The 20834-nt window shown below is 42.3% G+C and carries 15 protein-coding genes and 1 pseudogene; 5 read left to right on the top strand and 11 right to left on the bottom strand.

Annotated elements, in window-relative coordinates; all coding sequences use genetic code 11:
* Positions 1-106: 106 nt before the first annotated feature.
* Positions 107-559, top strand: a complete 453-nt coding sequence (locus LF817_RS00900) for a hypothetical protein (RefSeq protein WP_253933872.1) — start codon at positions 107-109, stop codon at positions 557-559.
* Between the two features lie 52 nt (positions 560-611).
* Here the strand turns inward: LF817_RS00900 and LF817_RS00895 are convergent, their stop codons facing one another.
* Complete coding sequence (locus tag LF817_RS00895) at positions 612-809, bottom strand: cold-shock protein (protein WP_253933871.1); 198 nt, start codon at positions 807-809, stop codon at positions 612-614.
* 493 nt (positions 810-1302) lie between these two features.
* Here LF817_RS00895 and LF817_RS00890 point away from each other — a divergent pair, with 493 nt between their 5' ends.
* Both LF817_RS00890 and LF817_RS00885 read left to right on the top strand, forming a co-directional pair.
* The gene (locus tag LF817_RS00890) at positions 1303-2682 is read left to right on the top strand and encodes a YfcC family protein (protein WP_371924987.1); all 1380 of its coding nucleotides are present in this window, start codon (positions 1303-1305) and stop codon (positions 2680-2682) included.
* A gap of 61 nt (positions 2683-2743) precedes the next feature.
* Entirely contained in the window at positions 2744-4120 is a 1377-nt protein-coding gene (locus LF817_RS00885; protein WP_253933869.1) for an NCS1 family transporter, read from the top strand.
* 47 nt (positions 4121-4167) lie between these two features.
* On the opposite strand, the gene LF817_RS00880 is transcribed toward LF817_RS00885, so the two are convergent.
* The 5 genes and pseudogenes from LF817_RS00880 to LF817_RS00860 all read right to left on the bottom strand — a co-directional run bounded on the left by LF817_RS00880 (position 4168) and on the right by LF817_RS00860 (position 11162).
* The gene (locus tag LF817_RS00880; protein WP_253933868.1) at positions 4168-5016 is read right to left on the bottom strand and encodes a protein-glutamine gamma-glutamyltransferase; all 849 of its coding nucleotides are present in this window, start codon (positions 5014-5016) and stop codon (positions 4168-4170) included.
* A gap of 1019 nt (positions 5017-6035) precedes the next feature.
* Positions 6036-7124, bottom strand: a complete 1089-nt coding sequence (locus tag LF817_RS00875; RefSeq protein WP_253933867.1) for an NAD(P)-binding protein — start codon at positions 7122-7124, stop codon at positions 6036-6038.
* A 230-nt stretch (positions 7125-7354) separates the two neighbouring features.
* On the bottom strand, positions 7355-8017 hold the full coding sequence (locus LF817_RS00870; RefSeq protein ID WP_253933866.1) for a lysozyme family protein: 663 nt from the start codon (positions 8015-8017) through the stop codon (positions 7355-7357).
* A gap of 147 nt (positions 8018-8164) precedes the next feature.
* Positions 8165-9689: pseudogene (locus tag LF817_RS00865) on the bottom strand (BCCT family transporter).
* A gap of 240 nt (positions 9690-9929) precedes the next feature.
* The gene (locus LF817_RS00860; RefSeq protein ID WP_253933865.1) at positions 9930-11162 is read right to left on the bottom strand and encodes an NADH:flavin oxidoreductase/NADH oxidase family protein; all 1233 of its coding nucleotides are present in this window, start codon (positions 11160-11162) and stop codon (positions 9930-9932) included.
* Between the two features lie 280 nt (positions 11163-11442).
* On the opposite strand from LF817_RS00860, the gene LF817_RS00855 reads away from it, so the two are divergent.
* Positions 11443-12735, top strand: coding sequence for a DUF2254 domain-containing protein (locus LF817_RS00855; RefSeq protein ID WP_253933864.1), 1293 nt, complete (start codon positions 11443-11445; stop codon positions 12733-12735).
* A gap of 172 nt (positions 12736-12907) precedes the next feature.
* Here the strand turns inward: LF817_RS00855 and LF817_RS00850 are convergent, their stop codons facing one another.
* From LF817_RS00850 to LF817_RS00835, 4 genes are all read right to left on the bottom strand, one after another.
* Positions 12908-14461, bottom strand: a complete 1554-nt coding sequence (locus tag LF817_RS00850) for a BCCT family transporter (protein WP_253933863.1) — start codon at positions 14459-14461, stop codon at positions 12908-12910.
* Positions 14462-14673: 212 nt separating this feature from the next.
* Positions 14674-16116 (bottom strand): FAD-binding oxidoreductase, encoded by a 1443-nt coding sequence (locus LF817_RS00845; protein ID WP_253933862.1) that lies wholly within the window; start codon positions 16114-16116, stop codon positions 14674-14676.
* A gap of 51 nt (positions 16117-16167) precedes the next feature.
* Positions 16168-17601 (bottom strand): FGGY-family carbohydrate kinase, encoded by a 1434-nt coding sequence (locus LF817_RS00840; protein ID WP_253933861.1) that lies wholly within the window; start codon positions 17599-17601, stop codon positions 16168-16170.
* 41 nt (positions 17602-17642) lie between these two features.
* Positions 17643-18419, bottom strand: a complete 777-nt coding sequence (locus LF817_RS00835; protein WP_253933860.1) for an SDR family NAD(P)-dependent oxidoreductase — start codon at positions 18417-18419, stop codon at positions 17643-17645.
* A gap of 267 nt (positions 18420-18686) precedes the next feature.
* Between LF817_RS00835 and LF817_RS00830 the strand changes: the two genes are divergently transcribed.
* Complete coding sequence (locus tag LF817_RS00830; RefSeq protein ID WP_253933859.1) at positions 18687-19253, top strand: glycerol-3-phosphate responsive antiterminator; 567 nt, start codon at positions 18687-18689, stop codon at positions 19251-19253.
* A 153-nt stretch (positions 19254-19406) separates the two neighbouring features.
* Here LF817_RS00830 and LF817_RS00825 read toward each other — a convergent pair whose 3' ends face one another.
* Positions 19407-20780 (bottom strand): hypothetical protein, encoded by a 1374-nt coding sequence (locus tag LF817_RS00825; protein WP_253933858.1) that lies wholly within the window; start codon positions 20778-20780, stop codon positions 19407-19409.
* Positions 20781-20834: the final 54 nt, after the last annotated feature.

The raw sequence follows: 20834 nt of genomic DNA, 5'->3' as shown, positions 1-20834 counted from the left end.
TTAATTTAATCGTATGTTTTTCATCAAAAAATTTATAAATAACAAAGCATGAAAAAAAGCGAATAAAAACCAAAAAGCACCAGCATACTATGTAGAGGTGATTATAATGTGGTTTAATATCATTGCGGGGTTCATCATTCCCTGGATTTTTGGTTTATACATGTATAGAAAAGCTCCAGAAATTTTTTTCACGACAGCTCCAATTACGGCACTGATCGCTGTTACTTGTAACCAGGCTGGGATTCATCTTGGGTTGTGGGAAGTACATCCAATGCCAAAAGTCTCGCTGTTAGATTCAATATTCCTCGACTTAGGAATTTTTACGATCGCTGGAGCCTCGTTCACCTACTTCCTGGCGTATAAAAAAAAGAATCAATTTTTATTATTGACCGTATTCACATTAGGAATGACAAGCTTAGAATACTTATCCATCGTTATGGAGATTGTAAGCTACAGTGACAAATGGAATATCTTTTATACATTTCTTATGTACGCAGCAGGTTTCATCACATTATATTTTGCATCTAAAAAATTAGTAAAGCTTGGCGTATATCCATAATACAGCATAAAAAAACCTTCCCCGGCCGGGGAAGGTTTTTTATTAATAACTATTATTTTTGAACGTTAGCAGCCTGTGGCCCACGGTTACCTTCAACGACTTCGAAAGAAACAGTTTCGTTTTCTTCTAACGTTTTGAAACCTTCGCCCTGGATTGCAGAAAAGTGAACGAATACATCGTCTTGTCCTTCTACTTCAATAAAACCGAAACCTTTTTCTGCGTTAAACCATTTCACATTACCTTGTAACATAAATTGTTACCTCCTGCGTGGAACTACTTCCACAATGTATTACTATAAATGCTCTGCAAATCCAATCCAGACGAAAGTTACTTTAAAGTTACTTTTGCTTTCATTCGTAAACGAACATGAATAATTAACTTTTATCTTAACAATTATAAACCAAGATGTCAACCTCAGCCAAATTCCTCATCAATCCTTTAGGTCATACGATGCAAATTTCTAATTGGATGGCAGGCGTCCCATTGGCAAATCCCTCTACATTGGTCTCCATTCCAACTATTGGTTTTATTATCTAAATTTTCAACTAATTTATGTGCATTCTACATAATGACCATCCTATTTTTCTCATATACAATGTTAACAATTCTAACATATTATGTTATTTAAAAGTAAATCATTAGGAGGAATGAACACGATGGGAATGAACAAACCAGTTGTTAGCGAGTACTCAACAAAGATGGACAAACCTGAGCCGTCACCTTCAACAAAAAGAGGGTTTACAATGCCTCATATTTACGTCATTTTATTTATTTTCAGTGCTATAGCTGCTATTACGACTTACTTTGTTCCAGCAGGTACGTACGACAGAGTGGAAGGCCCTGAAGGAAGAACAACCATTGATCCAAACTCATTCCAGACCGTTGAATCCAACCCCACGAGCTTAATGGACTTTATGCTGGCTTTTCCTAAAGGACTCGAAAGTGCAGGAACCATCGTGTTTTTCACATTCATTATCGGTGGGATGTTCATGGTTTTAAGAAAAACTGGAATTATTGAAAATGCTGTGGATTCACTTACAAGGACTTTTTCTAACCAAAGTCTAGCTGTTGTTCCTGTGCTTATGATTGTTTTTGCCGTTATCTGCAGCTTGATTGGCACCCAGGAACTGAGTCTTGTCTATGTACCAGTGATTCTCCCTCTCATCATCGCTCTAGGTTACGACTCCATAACAGCGGTGGCCATCGCTTTATGCGCAACGACAGCAGGGTTCACCGCGGGATTTCTAAACCCCATCAATACAGGGTTAGGGCAGCAGCTGGCCGGAGTTCCCTTATATAGCGGAATCGGACTTCGTATTACGGCATTTCTAATCATTATTGCTATCGGCGCAATATATGTAAGTAGATATGCCAAAAAGATAAAACATAACCCTACCCTCAGCCTTACATACGAAGATGATCAAGAAAAGCGTGAAATGTATAAAGGTGTTCAGCACACAAAACGATTTAAAGCCACTGGCAGACAAAAAGCCGCCTCGATAGCCGCCCTTGGATTTTTTGGGATTCTTGTTTACGGGGTACTTCAGCATAGCTGGTTCATGTTAGAGATGGCTGGTTTATTCATCATGATGGGCATCGTAGTCGGTTTGATCGCCGGCTTGTCCGCTACTGAGATTTGTGAAGGGTTCAATGAAGGATTTAAAAGTGTCTTACTCGGTGCTTTTATCGTCGGAGTGGCACGAACAGTGGCCGTTATTATGGAGGATGCGCAAATTATGGATACGATTGTTTATGGTTTAGGTGGAGTCGTCGGGAATTTCCCTTCGATATTCAGCGCGATCGGGATGTTTGGTATTCAGCTTGCATTCAATTTCCTCGTCCCTTCAGGAAGCGGACAGGCTTTAGTAACAATCCCTATTATGGCACCCCTTGCTGAAATCATCGGCGTTACGAAACAGACGGCTATTCTTGCTTATCAGTTCGGTGATGGATTAGGTAACATATTATTTCCTACATCTGGATATTTCATGGCGACTCTTGCTTTAGCTGGGGTGAAGTGGCAAACATGGGTTAAATTCTACCTGCCTCTTTTCGGCATGTGGGTTTTGACAGCGATAAGTTTTCTAGTCGTCGCTCAAGCTATTCAGTGGACGGGCTTATAGACCAAAATTTTTATGGATAAAAATCAGAATTATACGATTTTTCATATAAGGAGGAAATGAAATGAATAATGTCAGTTTATTACCGATTTCTAAAGACCAACACCGTATCCTCGGACCAAAAGCTTATATTGCTATGTGGTGGGGAGATGCTATTATGGTCGGATCGTTCATGCTTGGATCAAGCATGATTCCTCCGTATGGGGAACTCAATTTATTTCAGGCTTTCGCCGCGCTGATTTTAGCTAACATCCTGGCTGCTTTACTTTTTTCACTCAACGGCAGAGTAGGTTGGAAACACGGAATCCCGATGGTCGTCCAGCTCCGGTCTTCGTTTGGACCGATCGGTGCTAAGCTCCCTTCTTTATTAAGGGCGGTCCCTGCTCTGTTCTGGTACGGTGTGCAAACGTGGCTTGGCGCACAGGCATTGAACCAAATCTTCATGGATCTTGCTGGTTTCAGTAATGTATGGGTATGGTTTTTCGCCTTTCAGGCTTTACAAATTTACCTTTCAGCTAAAGGAATCAAATCGATCAAGTGGATTGAAATCGTTGGTGCAATTATCATCATGCTAGGCGTTATCTACATGATTTTCCTGTTCCTCACTACTTTCGGGCTGCAGCTTCAAGAAACCGCCTCTATTGAAGGCACCTGGTCCATTACCTTTTGGCTGGCTATGACTGTACTGCTAGGGCAATTTTCCGCATTATTTTTGAATGTGTCTGATTATACACGCTACGTCCCTAAGAAAATTTCCCCTAAAACATTCGTAGGGTCCCATATTATAGGAATCGTACCCCCTATGATCCTGCTTCCTTTAGTAGGAATTTTGGGCGCGGCAGCAGTAGGGATTTGGAACCCCGTTGATATCATGTCCCAATACATTTCAAATACCATGGCAAGCATTATCGTACTGTTCGTGATTGCCCTCGCGCAAATTACGACGAACCTGGTTGCTAATATTACTCCTACGGTCTTTGTAGCGATGGACATTTTTAAGATTTCATGGGAAAAATCTTGCGTTATCATCGGCATACTTGGCGTATTCACATGTCCGTGGTGGATTATGAATGCTGCCTATTTCACTACTTTCATCACCGTCGTGTCTGCATTTCTAGGCCCTGTATTTGCGGTTATGGTCGTAGATTATTACGTTATCCACAAAGGTAACTACCACGTAAAAAAATTATATGAAATGGATAAGCTGTTTTCTGCTTTTAAAGGCTGGAACCCGGCCGCTGTCATTGCAATTTCGGCGGGGACGCTCGTTTCTTTTATCAATGTAGATCTGGCCTGGTTCATCGGACTCCTACCGTCCGCTATCATCTATGTAGTCTTAATGAAGTTTTGGGTGGTTCATTACGAAAGCTATGTATCAGACTCGATGATTGAAGAAGAATCTTCTCACCGTTCCTATGAAGATGAAGCACAAGCAAAATAGTAATCATGAATCTCAGAGGGTTGTCTAGACAGCCCCCTGAGATTTTACTATCCCTGATAATGAACCATAGTAAGATACATTCTATACCGGGGAAGTGGAATGGAAACCTCATTATGAAGAACGATTACAGACTGTTGTTTCATAATGGATGCGCTTCGTATGCCTGTTGTAAAATTACTTAAATACGAGAAGGACGGTCTAACTACTAAATCCGAAAGGTACGCGGATTGAAAAGCACCGGGGCGTCTCGTAGAATTTAGAGATTGGATCATCTGTTCTGCCGTCATAATTCCTATTCCATGCCCAAAGTAAAGACCACCTCCGAGCACCACAGCATTTTCCCCCCTCCAATGAGGCGTACGCAGATCAAAATCAGGATTCTCAAAATAGACGACATCTCCCGGAAGAAAATTCATTGTGCGCGTGGGATGGATACCAAGATCACTGTCCGCATGCCAGCTATAAATGAATAAATCCGGAAACAACTGATTGAACGTCCTCTCCCCCAAGACACGAAGAACCGCATCATAATAAATGATGAGCATAGCACCTGCACACTCGAAACCATAATAAGAGCCGTTGGTAAAGATGTCGCGGATCGCATCAGATGGTCTGGCCCCTGGCCTTAAACGAAAACCTCCGAATTCTGTCATATACCAATACTGAGGATTGACACGTGTTGTTTCGAATGTTGCAAATGAGGCAGCGCTTTGGTGCATAGCTTTTGCGCTTTCAACTATGCTATTGCGTAACGTCATTTCAAAATTTAATTCACCCGGGTAGCGATAAGAATATGGATGCGAAGATCCATTCATCAACCGGTAAATTTCAGCTTCCTTACTTCCTTCAGACCAACCTCCGCTTTCCTGAAAGGGTGTCCCCGATAAAATATTCATCTTACACCTCTTTCTGCTTTTCAGTGGATAATCCTCTTATCTAAAGCTTATTCTATACTAAAGGTATACTTGTTAAAAATATGAAAGAAGCTCTCAAAAAGTAACTGGCTCCTTACTATTACAGGGACTCCAACACCCATATCGATTTGCTTGTGAAATTGTATTATAAATTCCACCATAATTTATAAGGTTTATTTCGGATTAAAACAACAAAAGACTCAGTTTCGAGATGTTCGGACTGTTTCCGCCACAAAAATAGAGCTTGAAGGTCCGGGAAATCACTCGCTTTCCATGGGCGTACGGTGAGCTTCCTCGGGCTGACGCCCTCCGGGATCTCACCATGTACTGTTCTCCCATAGGAGTCTCGCAATTTCCCGGACCTTCTTGCTTTTGTGAGGATAACGGAAACATCTTAGTTGGTGCTTCACATAAAAAATAACTGTTTTTAAGTGATAACCACCGGGACTTATGTATGCAAGAAAACGCTTGGAACTACCTCGAAGTGCAGGAAGTTTTAAAACTAAAATGCTATAACCAGAGCACTGGAGTTTAATGCTCCCACTATAAGTGTGAAAGTTCTTATCCAGGCGATTTCGAGAAAGCACATCTATAGTGAGAGGCGGCGGAAACGTTGGTACAAAAGATTTTTTTTGCTTCTCTTTTCTTAGTTCCGTCTCTTAATATAAGTTAGGTGGTTTTAGGAATGGGCGAGACTCCTGTGGGATGAGAGTGAATGGTGAGATCCCGGAAGGCGGCAGCCTGAGGAAGCTCACCGCACTCCCACGGAAAGCGAGTCCATTCCTAAAACCACCTTCCACTCATCATGATGACGGAACAGCAGATACCCCACAGGAAAGCGAGTAGCTTCCCAACAACCCTTGACTATCAACACGGCAACGAACCCATACTATCTCAAAATCAAGTCTTCCACTATCCTGCCAGTTTGTATAATAACTCTTCTGACAGATCCTTACTTAAAAGAGAAGTTTTTAATCACTATTTCATTCAGTTTTCCACGCTTAAGACTGTCGGCTGAACGGGTGGACGATCTTGCTCAGAATTTTTAATGCATTTATATTTTTATTAGTGATAAGTTCTTCAACCAATTTGTTATCTAGAGCTTTAGTGATACGATCAAGTTGTTTATTATCGAATTTCTCCATCATCCTGCGAAGTGTAAGAGAATCATGGTAAGACTGATAAAGTGGTTGAACAAGCTTCTCATAGCTTCCTATTCCAACGATATCATGAGCGGCATAAATCCCTGTCAATATCGATTCAAATTGCCCGAAGCCGAATACAGGAGTAATTGATCCCCAGCAGTTACCGACAAAAAACGTATTTCCAATCCTCGGAGTTTCCGTTTTGCCTATTCGGTAATCCTCAAGAGAATATTCATTCACTAATGTGAATTCTTGATCTAATCTTTTAGTGCAATCCGCCAAAAACTTTTGCCACAATTGTTCTTTATCGAGACCTTTATTTTCTGAGTATTGAGGATAGACGAGTACGATGCTCGCTTCACGATCAGAATGAGAAAGTATGTAGCCCATCCCTTTAGGGGCATATTCGTAGTTAAAAAATGAATGGGCTTCTGTCTGGTTAAAATCCCCTTCAACTACTGCACCTTTAAAAGAAGCTTTGAACGCTGTGTCATATGTCTGCAGTTTTTTTGTATCTAACGCATCTCCGGTACTCATAACCACATGAGTGTATTCTTTAGAAATTTCATCGTAGGTTACTTCTTGATTAAACTTTATATTTCCTTTGAGTTGTGCGGCCATCTGCTTCTCAAAAGATTCCAAGTGTTTGCCTCTCATATTAACAAATCCCAAATGGCCTTCGATATAAGATGACTCTTTTTCAGAATGCACGTATATTTTTTGAATATTACTAGAAGGTTTCAAATGAATATCGTGGGTTTCAGACAGAAATTTAATTGCATCATCATAAGGAGTATGAAACATGGAAAACATCGCTTCGGCAATGACAAAACGATCACCTACCATCCCGCGCCTTTCAAAAATATCAGCTTCATATCCATACTTTTCCAGAGTCAAAGCACAGGCCAGTCCCGATAATCCAGCCCCCATAATCGCAATATTCATTTCCATTCCTCCTTCTTTTCTGATTAGGCGGTCTTATTGTGCGTTTCGGCTCTGGATTCTATACAGGACGCAAGGAAATTAAGCAGCCTCAGCAGGTAGATTTTTTAAAATCCGACGATTCGTAAAAACCTTTGAACGATTCAGTCTTAGACGACTAAAACAGCAGGCACAGAAATTTCACGGCAACAAAAAAAGCGTTCAGAGGTACTATTCTGAACGCTTTTCCATAATTATAAGACATCTTCACTGCCATCCAAAGAATCATAATATCCCAGTACTGCATCTACGTAATAAATATCACCGTAACAGGCATCATATTGGACGGCTTCTGAACGGAGACAGCTGTAATCACCTGTGTGCTCTAACTCATCATACTTCATCGCGGAGAATTCTATCGCTAATTCCTGCGTATATTCCCCGCCGTTTTCCATGACGAAATCGATGAAACCAGAACCGAAGTTATAGGACTGTAACGCTAACTTCACGTCCTGATCAGCTTGATCCAGGGTTTGAGCAAAATGAGAAACACCTTGCTGTATCGATCGTTCAGGGTCATCGATACAGCCTACAGAACCACAAAGAGATTCAGAAGCCTGCATAGGATCATCGCCTTTCCCCCCGGATTCCTGCATCATGATGGCCAATAGAATATCAACGTGTTCTTCAATCCCTTCTTCTTTTGCGTACTTGTCCACCGTTTCTTCATATTGAAGGACATCCTGAGACAAATTATCTGTGCTGCCACTGGTAAGATTATCGGATACTCCATCGCCTATGGTGCTATTAGAAAGTGTATGAATGACACCGGCCAGTAACATGATAGGGAGAATATACTTAAAAAAAGTACCGAGTAAAGCCCGTTTGAATTTTGGTTCACTCTTTTTTTTCGGCATGTTCTCCCCCCCTTTTTCACCATGTTTCTTTAGTTTATTTTAACATGCGTTTCATAGTTTTACCTCTATGAACTACTAGTCTGCTAGTCTTCATCACCGAAAAAACCACCCGCCAGTTTTTACTAACGAGTGGATTATCTTCTAATCTTAGTCTTCTCTTATATTATATTTCCAAGCTTTATCCTGATCGATCATCCGTTTGGCAGCATAAATCAACAGGAATTGAATGAAGATAATCGGAAGTCCCATCAAACCTGAAATTACTTCTAACGGAGCAAGGCCACCGATTCGCATGAGCACAAGTGCAAGTGCAGTAATGACGCCGGCAACAACTATGCGTAATATTTTAGGAGGCTCATACTTACTCATATCTCTCGTACTTGTATACGCTGCGACCGTATACGTCGTCGAATCCAGGGTAGTCGTCAAGAATACCAATGCGACAATCATAAAGATGACAATCGCAAGCCCCCAAGAGGAAGAGTGGATAAGATCTCAGGAATGGCAGCCATCGACTCGCCCTCCTTGACGAGATCTAGCACCGCAAGCTCACCGGACAAGTATCTGTGTACCCCTAATCCTCCCAGGACACCTGTCGCAATCCAGGAGATCAAGGTCGGCGCAAGGAAGTACGTAAGGATCATTTCTTTGATCGTTCTTCCTTTGGAAATTTTTGCAGCAAAAACACTATGGAGCATCGCCCACGTCGCACTATAAGCAAACCAGAACACCGTATTACTCTGGATATGTGTCGTTTCTGATGGCGTCACTGCTGCTGTGTTCAATGATATATCAAGATAATTAGAGAGCAAGAAAGAAACACTCTCAGTGAAATAGTCCAAAATGAATACGCCTGGTCCGGCCAGGACGATGAAAATCGCAAAAAGACCAGCCAAATACATATTAAATGTACTTAACCGTTTGATTCCTTTTTCAACTCCTAAGTATGCACTAATGGAAAACATAAATACCCAGATGATGGTTACAATCAAGGTCAGTCCGAATGTTACTTCGATTCCAAACAGGGATGATAGGTTGTGCGTAATAATCGGTGCTCCGAGACCAAGAGTCACAGCTGCTCCTGCTAATATACTGATAAGAAAAATGATATCTAATAGTTTTCCGCCGAGTCCATCCGTAAATTTATCACCGAATAAGACTCGGGAAGCTTCTGAGATCCTCATTAACGGTCTCTTTCGCACATGGAGAATGTACCCCATGGCCGGTGCGATCATAACGAAAATCGCAAAAACCTGAAACCCCCATAGGAACATGCTGTATGCATTTCCCCACAAGAGAGCTTCCGGGGAACCAGCTTCGACCCCAACCGGAGGGTCATTTGCTACGGACGTCCATTCAAGCATCCCTGTCCGCATGATGGTGGATCCTACCCCCATCGCTATGAGAATCGAGGCATACTCGAACAATGAAAATCGAGGTTTTTCTTTCGGATCACCTAAAACGACTTGACCATATTTGGAGAATGATAAAAACAGACCCGCCGCCACCAGGATCAATCCGTACCATAAATAGCCCCAGCTGTGTAATCGAAAGTCGAGTTCAGGACCTCTAATGATTCTGCTTCATACATGGCAAAAGGTATACTGATCGCAATGATGATCAATAAAGACGGTACAAAAATTTTATAATCGATTAAGTTTTTCTTTTTCATTAAAGTTCCTCCCCTCTATATTTCTATATTGATAAAATAATTCATTCCCAACACAATCTCCTAAATAAACTTTAATTAAACATATTCAGGGAATTTTTCATGAGATTTTTTCTCAAAGCTGAACAAATTCACTCTCGAAAACATGGGGGCAAATTTATCAACATTTACTTTGCCCCTGCGCTAGCCTTTGGTATAGTTACAAAGATACTTCATAGTAGCCAAGCTGCTTACACAGCATTTTTATTCTCTTCTTTTCTGAAAAACATCTCTCCCATTTTTTACAACGGTAAGCATGAGTGATAGGATCGGCGAGAATTCCGGCTTCGTGGGTTTTCCTTGTCCTATTCTATCCAGCTGCTGACTGTACCACGTCAATTCCAGCAGAGCTTTATCATCAATCAGGCCAATTCCAGTTTTGATAGGAGAAATTGAAATAGCCCCAGCACGATTCTGAAACAATCGGTTCGGGTAATCAGGGTATACCGCCATCGGCCTTGCCAGCCCAATACAATCGGTCGCCCCATCTCTCAAAGCTCGGTTCATGCCGGCTCGTGTCCTGAACCCTCCGGTCAAAACAAGAGGGATATCTGTTTTCTTTTTTAGCTGTTCGGCGTACGCCAGGAAGTAAGCCTCACGTTCTAAAGTGGAAGGCTTCACGTTTTTTCCAGTCATATTCGGCTTTTCATACGTCCCTCCCGAAATTTCGATAAGGTCCACACCGATTCGATCTAATTCCTGAATGACAAATTGGGACTCTTCTTCGCTGAATCCCGCTTTCATAAAGTCAGAACTGTTGATTTTAACTCCTATCGGAAAACCCTCACCTACTTCCGTGCGAATGGCCTGGTAAATTTCCCGCAAAAACTTGAACCGATTGGCTATAGGTCCTCCCCACTCATCCTCCCTCTGATTGTGACGGGGTGAAAGGAACTGACTGATCAAATATCCATGAGCAGCGTGAATTTGCACTCCCGTGAAACCCGCACGCTGGGCATGCTTAGCGGTCGTGGCAAACCGACCAATGATCTCTTTGATTTCATTTTGTGTAAGAGCTCTGCTTTTCGGAAAAAAACGCTGTAGCTTAGGATCAAAATTTACGGCAGACGGAGCTACAGCTTCTTTAGTCACCCCTTTGATCACCTGTTTGCCCGGATGATTGATTTGCATCCACAAATGGGTATCATTCTGCGTCCCTGCTTCCGCCCACTTTTTAAAGGAATCCAAATGTTCATCATCTTCTAACACTACATTGCGTGGTTCTCCAAGGGCACTTCTATCGACCATTACATTCCCGGTAATGACCAAACCCGCTCCGCCCTTTGCCCAGGCTTCATACAGCCGGAACATCGAAATATCTGGAAGATGACCTTTTGAAGCGAGTCCCTCACTCATCGCAGATTTAACAATCCGGTTTTTAAATGTCGTTCTTTTATCTTTCAATTGGAATGGTTGTGAGATTGTACATTCATCCATTGGAAGTGCCTCCTCTAATCTTTGTCAGATTCATTAGTGTAATCTTCTTTCTCCTTCTTTTCTCTACATTAAACGTAAAGGAGGCTGAACGTTTGGAGAAAGTCTCTTCCCACCGTCTTTCATGCGGCATTCAATCATACATTAAGAGCAATTGGCCAATGATAAAAGAAAACCGTGTAAAAATTTAGCATAACGTTGAAATCATTGCGAGTTGAGGAAACTTCGTGCAAACTAGGGAAGCTTATAAAAATCAGTTTACGAAGGAAAAGGTGAGTCAGGTATGAACAAAGAAAAAACATGGGTACACCTGCGAGATAGTTTTTGGTTTCTTCCCGTCATATATAGTTTATTCGCTATTCTCAGCGTTTCACTGGTCACGATGATAGACTTATGGATGACACCATCAATTAAAGAAAATATTCCGGCAATCTTTTTAATGGATAATAGTTCAGCACAGGCAATGTACGGAGCTTTGATAACAGGAATTTTGACAATGACGACCATCAGTTTCTCAACAATCATGGTCGTATTGACAACGTATACGACCCAATTCTCTCCACGTACTCTGCAGGATTTTATGAGAAGCCGGGTGACACAGCACGTATTGGGCGTTTATTCTTTTGGAATTGTGTATGTATTAATTACGCTGCTTCTCTTGGGGGAAGAAAAGAATAAAGCGTTGCTCAGCCCTTTTATAACCGCTGTCGTAGCCATCATATGTTTAGGGTTTTTCGTGTTATTCATTCACCACTCGTCCCGCTTCGTGCAAGTGAATAACTTGATTGGACAAATCCGCTCAAGCACTTCCAAAGTCATCCACAAAACCTACCGGGAAAAAGATTACATTGAGAGAACTGAATGGGAGGAAGAAGCTATTAACCATCGAAAAAGACATGAAAAACGTGCCATCTATGCCCAGCGTTCAGGATATACGCAAGGAGTCATGATGCAGCCTTTGATTAAGTGGGCTAAACAGCACAACGTATTATTAGAAGCAAATTTTTTTGTCGGATCTTATGTTCAAAAAGGGATGCCGCTTTTCTACTATTGGTCTGAAGAAAAGACAAAAATCAAGGAAGAGTGGGGAGAAGGATATGTATGGCTTGGAAACGAACGGACAGATCTGCAGGATATCGAGTTCTCCCTGCAAAAGCTGGTAGAAATCTCCGTAAAGGCTATTTCTCCGAGCATCAATGATCCTCATACAGCTATCAACTGCATCAACCGCATTGGATCGCTGCTAGCTGAGTTAGGAGAAGTGTATGAGCCGATCCGTTATTATGCCGATGACGAAGATGAACTCCGCATCATATTAGAGCCTTTATCTTATAGGGAATATTTATATAAAAGCTTTTACCAGATGAGAATTTATGGAAAGCATGATATCTCTGTCATGACTGGTATATTAGAAGCTTTGTATAAAATAGCGCTCGTTAACCGCGAAGCCATCAAGAAAGACGTTTGGGAATTTGGTCAATATATTATGAGATCTGTCGATGATGATCAACTTGAAAGGTTGGACCGGGAATACTATGATGATCAGGTCGCGAAATTGAAACAGGCGTGCAGCTGATTAATGGTCATGGACAGCTGAAGGATAATTTTAATCTCTTTTTCATTGATCTACCTAAAATCTGCGGAATCCGTATGATCAACTAAGGGTTTATCGACCGCGTTAACATCATTGGTCTACTTGTATTAATACAGAAAACCAGCTCTCCTGCGCAGGAGAGCTGGTTTTTGTTTTATGCTGAATTTCTTTCTTTTTCTTGCTGGAGGTGACGATCGAACTTAGCCGGCTGTCTCATGATGACAATTAATGAAAGAATACTCAGTATCCCTAAGAACAAGGCCGGAAATCCGCCTAAGTAAGATAACGTCATAATACCGTCGATGCCGAGTGTGGAAATGAAAATCAAAGCTACGGCTCCGACGATGACACCCCAGGTGATTTTGATGAATATGGGCGCCTCTTGAGCACCCTCAGTAATTCCAGTGGCACTGATACTAGCCATCGCGTTCGTTGTCGAGTCAGTCGCTGTAACAAAAGAAATCATAACAGCTAGTAAATAAAGAACGATAAGAACGCCCGCGAATGGTATTTCACTTAAGACGGCATAGCCGGCTGCTCCTGTTCCTTGTTCCTCGATAATTGCCGCAATGTCAACTTTTCCTGTCATTTGGAAGTTGATCGCTGTACCGCCTAACACAGTCATCCAAATGACACTGAAAAATCCAGGAATAACAAAGTTCATCATGATAACTTCTTTAACTGTGTAACCATAAGCGATTCTGGCTAGGAAGACGGCTGTTACAGGTGCCCAGGCCATCCAGTTGGACCAGTAGAAGGTCGTCCATCCGCTTGCCCAGGTGTCCTCTGCTGTTCCGCCTGTAAATAATGCTTTCTCAAAGAAGTTGGACAAGAAGCCGCCGAAGCTTTCTGTCCCCATGCTGAACATGAATACGGTCGGACCTAAAATAATCAGCGCAGCAATAATAATATAATACAAATAAATATTAAAGTCAGCTAGAACTCGAATACCTTTCATCAGTCCAGTACTGGAAGAGATAATAAAAGCTATTGTACCAATAATCGTAATGACGATCCATAGCGCCCGATCATTATCAATACCGGTTAATGAATTGATGCCGCCCCCCATATTCATAACAGACGTTCCAAAGGAAGACGATATGGCGGCAGCAACCGCAAAGAGAATGACTGCATCAACGATACCGTTAATTTTATCCTGGTTATAGTTTCTAAGAGCCGGTGATATTTGAGCGCCTACACTAAATGAACGTCTCATATTATAGTAAGCAAACGCAAATACAATGGTCGGAACAGAATAGAAGGCATATGGGATGAATGTCCAGTGCAGATACAGCGTCTCCATAGCGAAAATCGCAGCTTCCGCTGACATAGGTTCAATTCCCAGGGATTCAGGAGGGGCAGTTAAGTGAGATATAGGCTCTGCAGTTCCCCAGAATAAAATACCTGCGGCAATCGTTGTCGTTAATGTAATCGCGAACCACGTTTTCTTTTTAAGTAAAGGTTTCGCTTCCTTTCCTCCGATTTTCACATTACCTAAAGGTGAAAAGTATGCAAAAATGATCAGTACCACACAACCTACTCCAGCCAGACTGAAGACCCAGCCTACTTCTTGGGTCATAAAGTTTTGAGCCGTGGTGGTCACGCTTAGAAACCAGTCGTAATTCACAAAGTTAAGGATAATGGTAATTAAAAGTAAAATAAAGGCTGGAAAGAATACCAGCGGACGAATTGATTTAAGATTCTTCACATTTTTCCTCCTTGGTGATGTAAATTTGATGTGCACGTATCCTTTCCGTTTGGAAGTCACACGTCCATATTAAATCGTTTTCATTTTAAGAGACCATCTTTATGGAAAAAAGGTCTCTTTCTCCTTATCAGGAAACAATCATACAGGGTGCTGCAGAGACAGGGGTGTGAGCCCTGAGCTCGACAGCATGCTGTATTTTTCAATCATCTCTATTAATCTTCTTTTGGAAAAATCGTTCCTTTATTCATAATTCCATTAGGGTCAAAAGCTTTTTTCAACGTTTCTAAAATATAATAAGAAGATCCATACTCGTCTTTGATCCAAGGCGTACGGTGCTTCCCGACTCCGTGGTGGTGTACCATGGATCCGCCCGCCGCAATCGTTTCTTCAACGATGATCTTATTGATCGGATAGTGGTACTTCGTAATTTCCTCCTCAGGCTTAATATCAACGAGATCATAGTAATAGACGAAGTACATATTCGTACCGTTCATGTAACTGTGGGAAGAGTGACCGCCAAGCATCGTAATATGAGGAATTTCCTCACGGACACGCTTGATGCAGCGCTCATAAATGTCGTTAATGACACCCCATGAACCAGAAACTTCAGTCGTAAACCCAATGTTGTTCGTTTCCTTGATTTCTTGTCTTTCTTCACTGACTTTTGAAGGATCCCAGTTCAAGTTTTCGAACCAATTCTGAATCAAATGGCTTTCCACACGCTCACTCTCTGCAAATTCAGCAACGATATCTTCGATCGCTTTTCCTGTCGCTTCAGCTATGGACTTTGGTCCTTCCGCCATGAATATCAATACACACTTCCCTTTTGCAAAATTAAAGTGGTCCGCTGCGTCCTCAGGGTCGTACAGACGAGCTACGGATGGGCGATAACCTTGTACCATCACTTCACGAAGAATCTCAAATCCGGATTTCATATCGTCTAAAAGATAGCCATAATACTGATTGTTCTCAGGCTTGTATTGGAAAACTTTCACGGTCACTTCCGTGATATAACAAAGCGCGCCTTCATTTCCAATAATGACGTGGCGAATATCCGGGCCAGCTGCACGTCTAGGGATATTTTTGATTTTCGTAATTTCTCCGTTAGGGAACACCGCTTCAACGCCAATCACCATGTCTTCAATACCGCCGTATAACGTAGACAGCTGCCCGATGCTTCGTGTGGCTACAAGCCCTCCCATTTGTGCAAGCGGCTTCGATTGCGGAGAGTGTCCCGTTGTTAATCCTTGTTCACGCAATTTGTCTTCTAGTTCTTCTAAAGGCACGCCGCACTTCACTGTCGCAAGCATGTCATACTCGTCGATGCTTACAATTTCGTTCATAGCGGATCCATCAATGACAAGAGAGTTCTCAACAACTGTCTCAAGGCCGCCTTCAGTAGCAGAACCGCCAGTTCTCGGCACGGCATTGATGTTGTTTTCATTCATAAACTTCAGAAGATCAGCTACCTCTTGTTCGTTTTTCACCTTTACTACTGCTGCAGGAAGCGGCTGCGTGTACACGCCGTGAATGGTTTCATATTTACGGAAACGGTCTACGCTGTTCTCTTTTAAGACTTGTTCATCTGTAATGATTTGGTCCTCTGATACGATTGCTTTCAATTCGCTAATGATGTGTTCTTTCGTTAATCCCATTTATAAAACTCCTTTACCAATAAATTTTTTAATTTAAGTAGACATCTCTCATTATTCATTTAAAAAGGCATGAGCTTTTTTCAAGAGACCATCAGTATGAGCTGAAATTTGTTGATACACTTCTTTGTTAAACCGCGTGTAAAAATCATGCTTATCTTCTTCCGGGGTAAACGTATCACTCACCTCCACCATCTGATCGATAGCTTCTCCATAAGTGTTGTACACTTCAAGAGCCACTGCGGTGTTGATCGCAGCCCCGAGACTCGCTGATCCGTTAACCGAATTCCGCTTTGCCTCTATGCCGAATACGTTGGCAAAAATCTGCATCATCAGATCGCCATTCGATCCTCCGCCGGTAATGACGATGTTATCGAGTTTTATATCGAGTTCCTCACACATGGCATCCATATTCATCTTCATCGTTAAAGCGATGCCTTCTAGAATAGAGTGATACATATGGGCTCTACTGTGACGGCCGTCAAAACCGATCATCATCCCTTTTTTAAAAGGCTCATCAGCTGTAGAAAGCCAGTCGAGTACTGTCATTAACCCATCACTGCCAGCCGGTACAGTTTCTGCAGCTTCTTTATTTAGAAATTCTTCGGGTGATACCTTCAAGGCTTCTGCCTGTTTCGTCAACTCTTCCCCGAGTAACTCTTTAAACCAGCTAACAGTCCACATCCCCCTTCGAATTCCATTGCTTTCATATAAATATTCATGTGGAACCGCAGCAAAATTCGGAAAAAAATGAGTGGCGTCTCTCGGGTTCTCGCGCCCATGAACCATACCTGCTATATATGTCCCCAAGGAGATGAGCCCGGATTGATCAGATAACATGCCGGCTCCTAAGGCTTCGACCGCTTTATCATTAGCAGTAGCAATTACAGGAATGTCAGCAGGAAGACCTGTTGCTTCTGCTGCCTCTTTTGTCACACAGCCGAGAATGGTACCAGGGTTCTGAAGATCAAACAGCATGTGGCGTGGGATGTTGTATTTCTTGAAGACTTCATCATCTTCGCTCCAATCCCAAGTATCCGTATTGATCGGCCACAAACCTTGATAATTTCCTGATGAATCCTTGAATTCACCTGTCAGTCTGTGCGTAATGTATCCCGAAGACGTCGTAACGTAAGCCGTATAGTGGTTCGTATGTTCATAAGGCTTTGAGACTCGCTCGTCCATCCAGCTCATCGCCGGGGCTGCAAGCGTCCCATCTTCTTTCAACAGGCATCGTACGAATCGAATGGTGCAAAGTCCAAGACCGATAATATCTTCCTTTTCACCAGGGAAGCTATTCATAGCTTCTTGACTGGCATCCACTAAAGACGCCCATAAGTCGTCATCTGGATGCTCAACAAGTCCAGGTCTCGGTAAACTCATAGGCTGCAGTTCTTTCTTTCCTTCGCTTACGACCTTGCCTTTGAGATCATAAATCACCACTTTTGTACTTTGGGAGCCGCCATCGACTCCAATAATATATTTCATGCAGTCCTCACCTTCCTTTCACTAAAAGCAAAGAAAAATTCCTACCGGACGAGATAGCCGCCATCTACAGATAAAATGTGACCATTTACATAATCGGAAGCTCCACTTGCCAGAAATACAACGGCTCCCATTAAATCCACAGGTTCTCCCCAGCGATTGGCAGGCGTATGGTCCAGCACTTTTTGGTTTGTCTTCGGATCATTCCTCGTCTCTTTAGTTAACTCTGTCGCATAGTACCCTGGTGCGATGCCATTCACTTGAATGTTATAAGAAGCAAGGTCATCACAATAAGCTTTCGTTAATCCAGCCACCCCATGCTTGCTTGCTGCATAAGCTGGTGACCCTTGCCCTCCCTGAAAAGAAAACACTGAACAAATATTTATAATCTTCCCGCGGCGCTTCGGCATCATAGTCTTTGCAGCTTCATGACTCATTTCAAACGAAGCAGTCAAATTCACTTGGATCATCGGGTCCCACTTGTTTCTGTTGAATTCCTCAAAATCCGCTACTTTATTAAGACCTGCACTATTAACGACAATATCAAGCGCACCCATCGTTTCAATGCATGTCTCAACGACGCGCTTAGCCGCTCCGTCTTCCGTAATATCCACCTGCATGAATTCCATGCGGCGTCCTTCTTTTTCTATCAGCTTTTTCGTCGTGCCGTCATCATCGGTCAGACTCGGAATAAAAACGTCCGCACCTGCTTTAGCTAAAGCCAGTGAAAAAGCGCGCCCTAGTCCTGAGTTTCCTCCAGTGACGAGGGCCGTCTGGCCTTTGAGAGAAAAGAAGTCCATCGTGAAGTCTGTTATATTCATTTTCTGTATTCCCTCCCATTCCTTACAATGAAGAGCAAAAAAAAGAGAGAAAAGCATACTTCCCCCAGGGGAAGTTACTTTTCTCTCGGCTCTAGTAACTTTAACTGTTAATAGTATAGGGTTACCTTCTCAAACTGTCAACCGCCCCTGTTCTATTATTCTGCCTTTTTCGACAGATTACCTATTAAACCCGTTAAATTTTCCAACCTCTTTCATCTCCTATATAATAGGTTATGGAAATACTAAAAATAGGATAAGGAGATTATTATGAGAGAACAAGTGGAAGACGTCCTAGCAGAAAATCCGGTCATTGCCGCAGTCAAAGATAAAAAAGGATTAGAAGAAGCCATCCAGACAGACTGCACCATCATCTTCATCTTAAATAGTGATATTATCAATGTCGGTGACATCGTAGACCAAGTGAAAGCTCATAATAAGCTGGCTTTTGTCCATATCGACCTTCTTGAAGGCACCTCCAATAAAGAAGTCGCCCTGCAATTCCTAAAAGAAAGCACGAATGCGGACGGCATCATCAGTACGAAAGCTCAAATGGTTCACGCCGCAAGAAGCTACGGTTTTTATACAGTCCACCGTTTTTTCTTAGTCGATTCCATGTCATTTCGAAGCATGGATAAACAAATCGCAAACTCCAACCCTCACTTTATTGAAATACTTCCAGGTATGATGCCGAAAGCGATCGGCTGGGTCAAAGACAAGATTGATACCCCGATTATAGCCAGTGGATTAGTTTGTGAGAAAGAAGATGTCGTCACAGCACTACAAGCTGGCGCTGTTGCTATTTCTTCAACGAACAATGAAGTTTGGTATATGTAGCAGAAACATCCGCCTCGATCGTGGCCCGACCATATAAAAAGTCTTCTCCCCTCGTCAAAAGGGGGAGAAGACTTATTTTATGTTTACAGCTTTACGAAAGGTAACTTTTTATTCTATTGAATACTTAACTATATTTCTTATAATAAGTACACATCAGTAGATCTGCAGCGTAAACCAAGCGACAAGTATTCCTAGAAAACCAAGCACCAGACTGTGCGGAAGATTTTTCATAACGATTTTGTATGGATTCATCCGTAAACTGACAGACGTCAAAGTGACAATTAGTCCATAAGGAGCAGACGGCACAGTAGCTATTGCCGTGCTTGCAAGCAGAATCGTAAGCGTGACCGGAGGCAAAGCTCCCATCAATAACTCACTAATCCCTCCAAAAATCCCCATAGTTGCCAAAGGGTGTACGCCTAGTAGTGTCATTACTAGAAACGCAGCTTGAATGAATAGCATGATCAACAATGGATGTCCTTCTAGAGCGATGATTGGATTCTGCAAGTATTCCAGATATGGAGAAACGTTCAGTGACTCGGTCAAAAATGACAGAGCTAATAAGAGAACGATAAAATTGCTGAGGTGGTTCGTCTGTTTTTTCCATGTAGGCCAACCGATCGTAAGAAAGCTACTTTTCCGTTTCAAGAGAACGGCCCACAAAAAAGCAAATGGAAAGATGGCAATAGTAACGGCAAATAAGAAATCAAACTGGATGACATTCACCAGAAAGACAACGACGACCAGAAATAAAACAAGCGCCAGTAGAAATCCACCCAGTTTCTTTTTATGATCGCTGAGACTCTTTATAACAGAAGTCTGTTCTTCCAATTCATAGTTACGGAATAGCCATTTCCCTATTCCAGCATCTATCATAATTCCAAACAAAGCGATGAGCAGCATCCACGGCAAGACGACTAAATAATTCGCACCTGTGATGAAAATCGAAGTCGCTAACAAAATCTCAAGAGGGCTCCAAAGTAAAGCGAGGGAATACCCTCGGAGTGTGGTCATAGCAACAAAGCTGTTCCTAACTTTCGTTTTCACATGCTTCAGCTGATTGATCAATAAGTCCTGAGAAATCGTGGCGGAGGACAAATTAAGAAAAGCGGCCAAAGATACCATCGTTGCTTCACTGCGCACATACAAAGGTCCGAGAGAACGATTGCCGTTCCCCTGAAGCAGAGCGTGAAGCAACTTATTATACCTACCTGCCTTAACGACACTGTTCATCCATGGTAGCATCGACAGAAGGAATAACAACCCAACGTTTCCTGCAAAAAAAGCCGGAATTTTTCCAGCCGATACTCCACTGGAAATAAAAAAGAAACTTCCAGCTGCAAGAAGAATTCCTCCAAGTATTTTGAACACACGATCAGCTCGAGGAACACTTATGACAATCATGACCATTCCTGCCACACCGATTACCGTATAAAGAACAGGGTTTGGCCAAAAGACGTGAATGACATTCAATAAAAAAACCAGTGAGTAAAATATGTATACATGTTGTAAGAAACGGTTCCGCATTTTCATCCTCCTATTCCAGACAGGCGAACGGAAGATCATTGTCTTGAGTCACTT

This window comes from Halobacillus sp. A1, from assembly GCF_024189295.1.
In the GTDB taxonomy this organism is placed as follows: Bacteria; Bacillota; Bacilli; order Bacillales; family Halobacillaceae; genus Halobacillus_A.
This window is presented reverse-complemented; position numbering and strand designations above follow the sequence as displayed.

Excerpts from the sequence above, each read along its gene's own strand:
- LF817_RS00830 (WP_253933859.1), top strand. The coding sequence starts at position 18,687 with ATGAGAGAACAAGTGGAAGACGTCCTAGCAGAAAATCCGGTCATTGCC.
- LF817_RS00840 (WP_253933861.1), bottom strand. The coding sequence starts at position 17,601 with ATGAAATATATTATTGGAGTCGATGGCGGCTCCCAAAGTACAAAAGTG.
- LF817_RS00845 (WP_253933862.1), bottom strand. The coding sequence starts at position 16,116 with ATGGGATTAACGAAAGAACACATCATTAGCGAATTGAAAGCAATCGTA.
- LF817_RS00825 (WP_253933858.1), bottom strand. The coding sequence starts at position 20,780 with ATGCGGAACCGTTTCTTACAACATGTATACATATTTTACTCACTGGTT.
- LF817_RS00860 (WP_253933865.1), bottom strand. The coding sequence starts at position 11,162 with ATGGATGAATGTACAATCTCACAACCATTCCAATTGAAAGATAAAAGA.
- LF817_RS00855 (WP_253933864.1), top strand. The coding sequence starts at position 11,443 with ATGAACAAAGAAAAAACATGGGTACACCTGCGAGATAGTTTTTGGTTT.
- LF817_RS00835 (WP_253933860.1), bottom strand. The coding sequence starts at position 18,419 with ATGAATATAACAGACTTCACGATGGACTTCTTTTCTCTCAAAGGCCAG.
- LF817_RS00880 (WP_253933868.1), bottom strand. The coding sequence starts at position 5,016 with ATGAATATTTTATCGGGGACACCCTTTCAGGAAAGCGGAGGTTGGTCT.
- LF817_RS00885 (WP_253933869.1), top strand. The coding sequence starts at position 2,744 with ATGAATAATGTCAGTTTATTACCGATTTCTAAAGACCAACACCGTATC.
- LF817_RS00890 (WP_371924987.1), top strand. The coding sequence starts at position 1,303 with ATGCCTCATATTTACGTCATTTTATTTATTTTCAGTGCTATAGCTGCT.
- LF817_RS00875 (WP_253933867.1), bottom strand. The coding sequence starts at position 7,124 with ATGAATATTGCGATTATGGGGGCTGGATTATCGGGACTGGCCTGTGCT.
- LF817_RS00900 (WP_253933872.1), top strand. The coding sequence starts at position 107 with ATGTGGTTTAATATCATTGCGGGGTTCATCATTCCCTGGATTTTTGGT.
- LF817_RS00870 (WP_253933866.1), bottom strand. The coding sequence starts at position 8,017 with ATGCCGAAAAAAAAGAGTGAACCAAAATTCAAACGGGCTTTACTCGGT.
- LF817_RS00895 (WP_253933871.1), bottom strand. The coding sequence starts at position 809 with ATGTTACAAGGTAATGTGAAATGGTTTAACGCAGAAAAAGGTTTCGGT.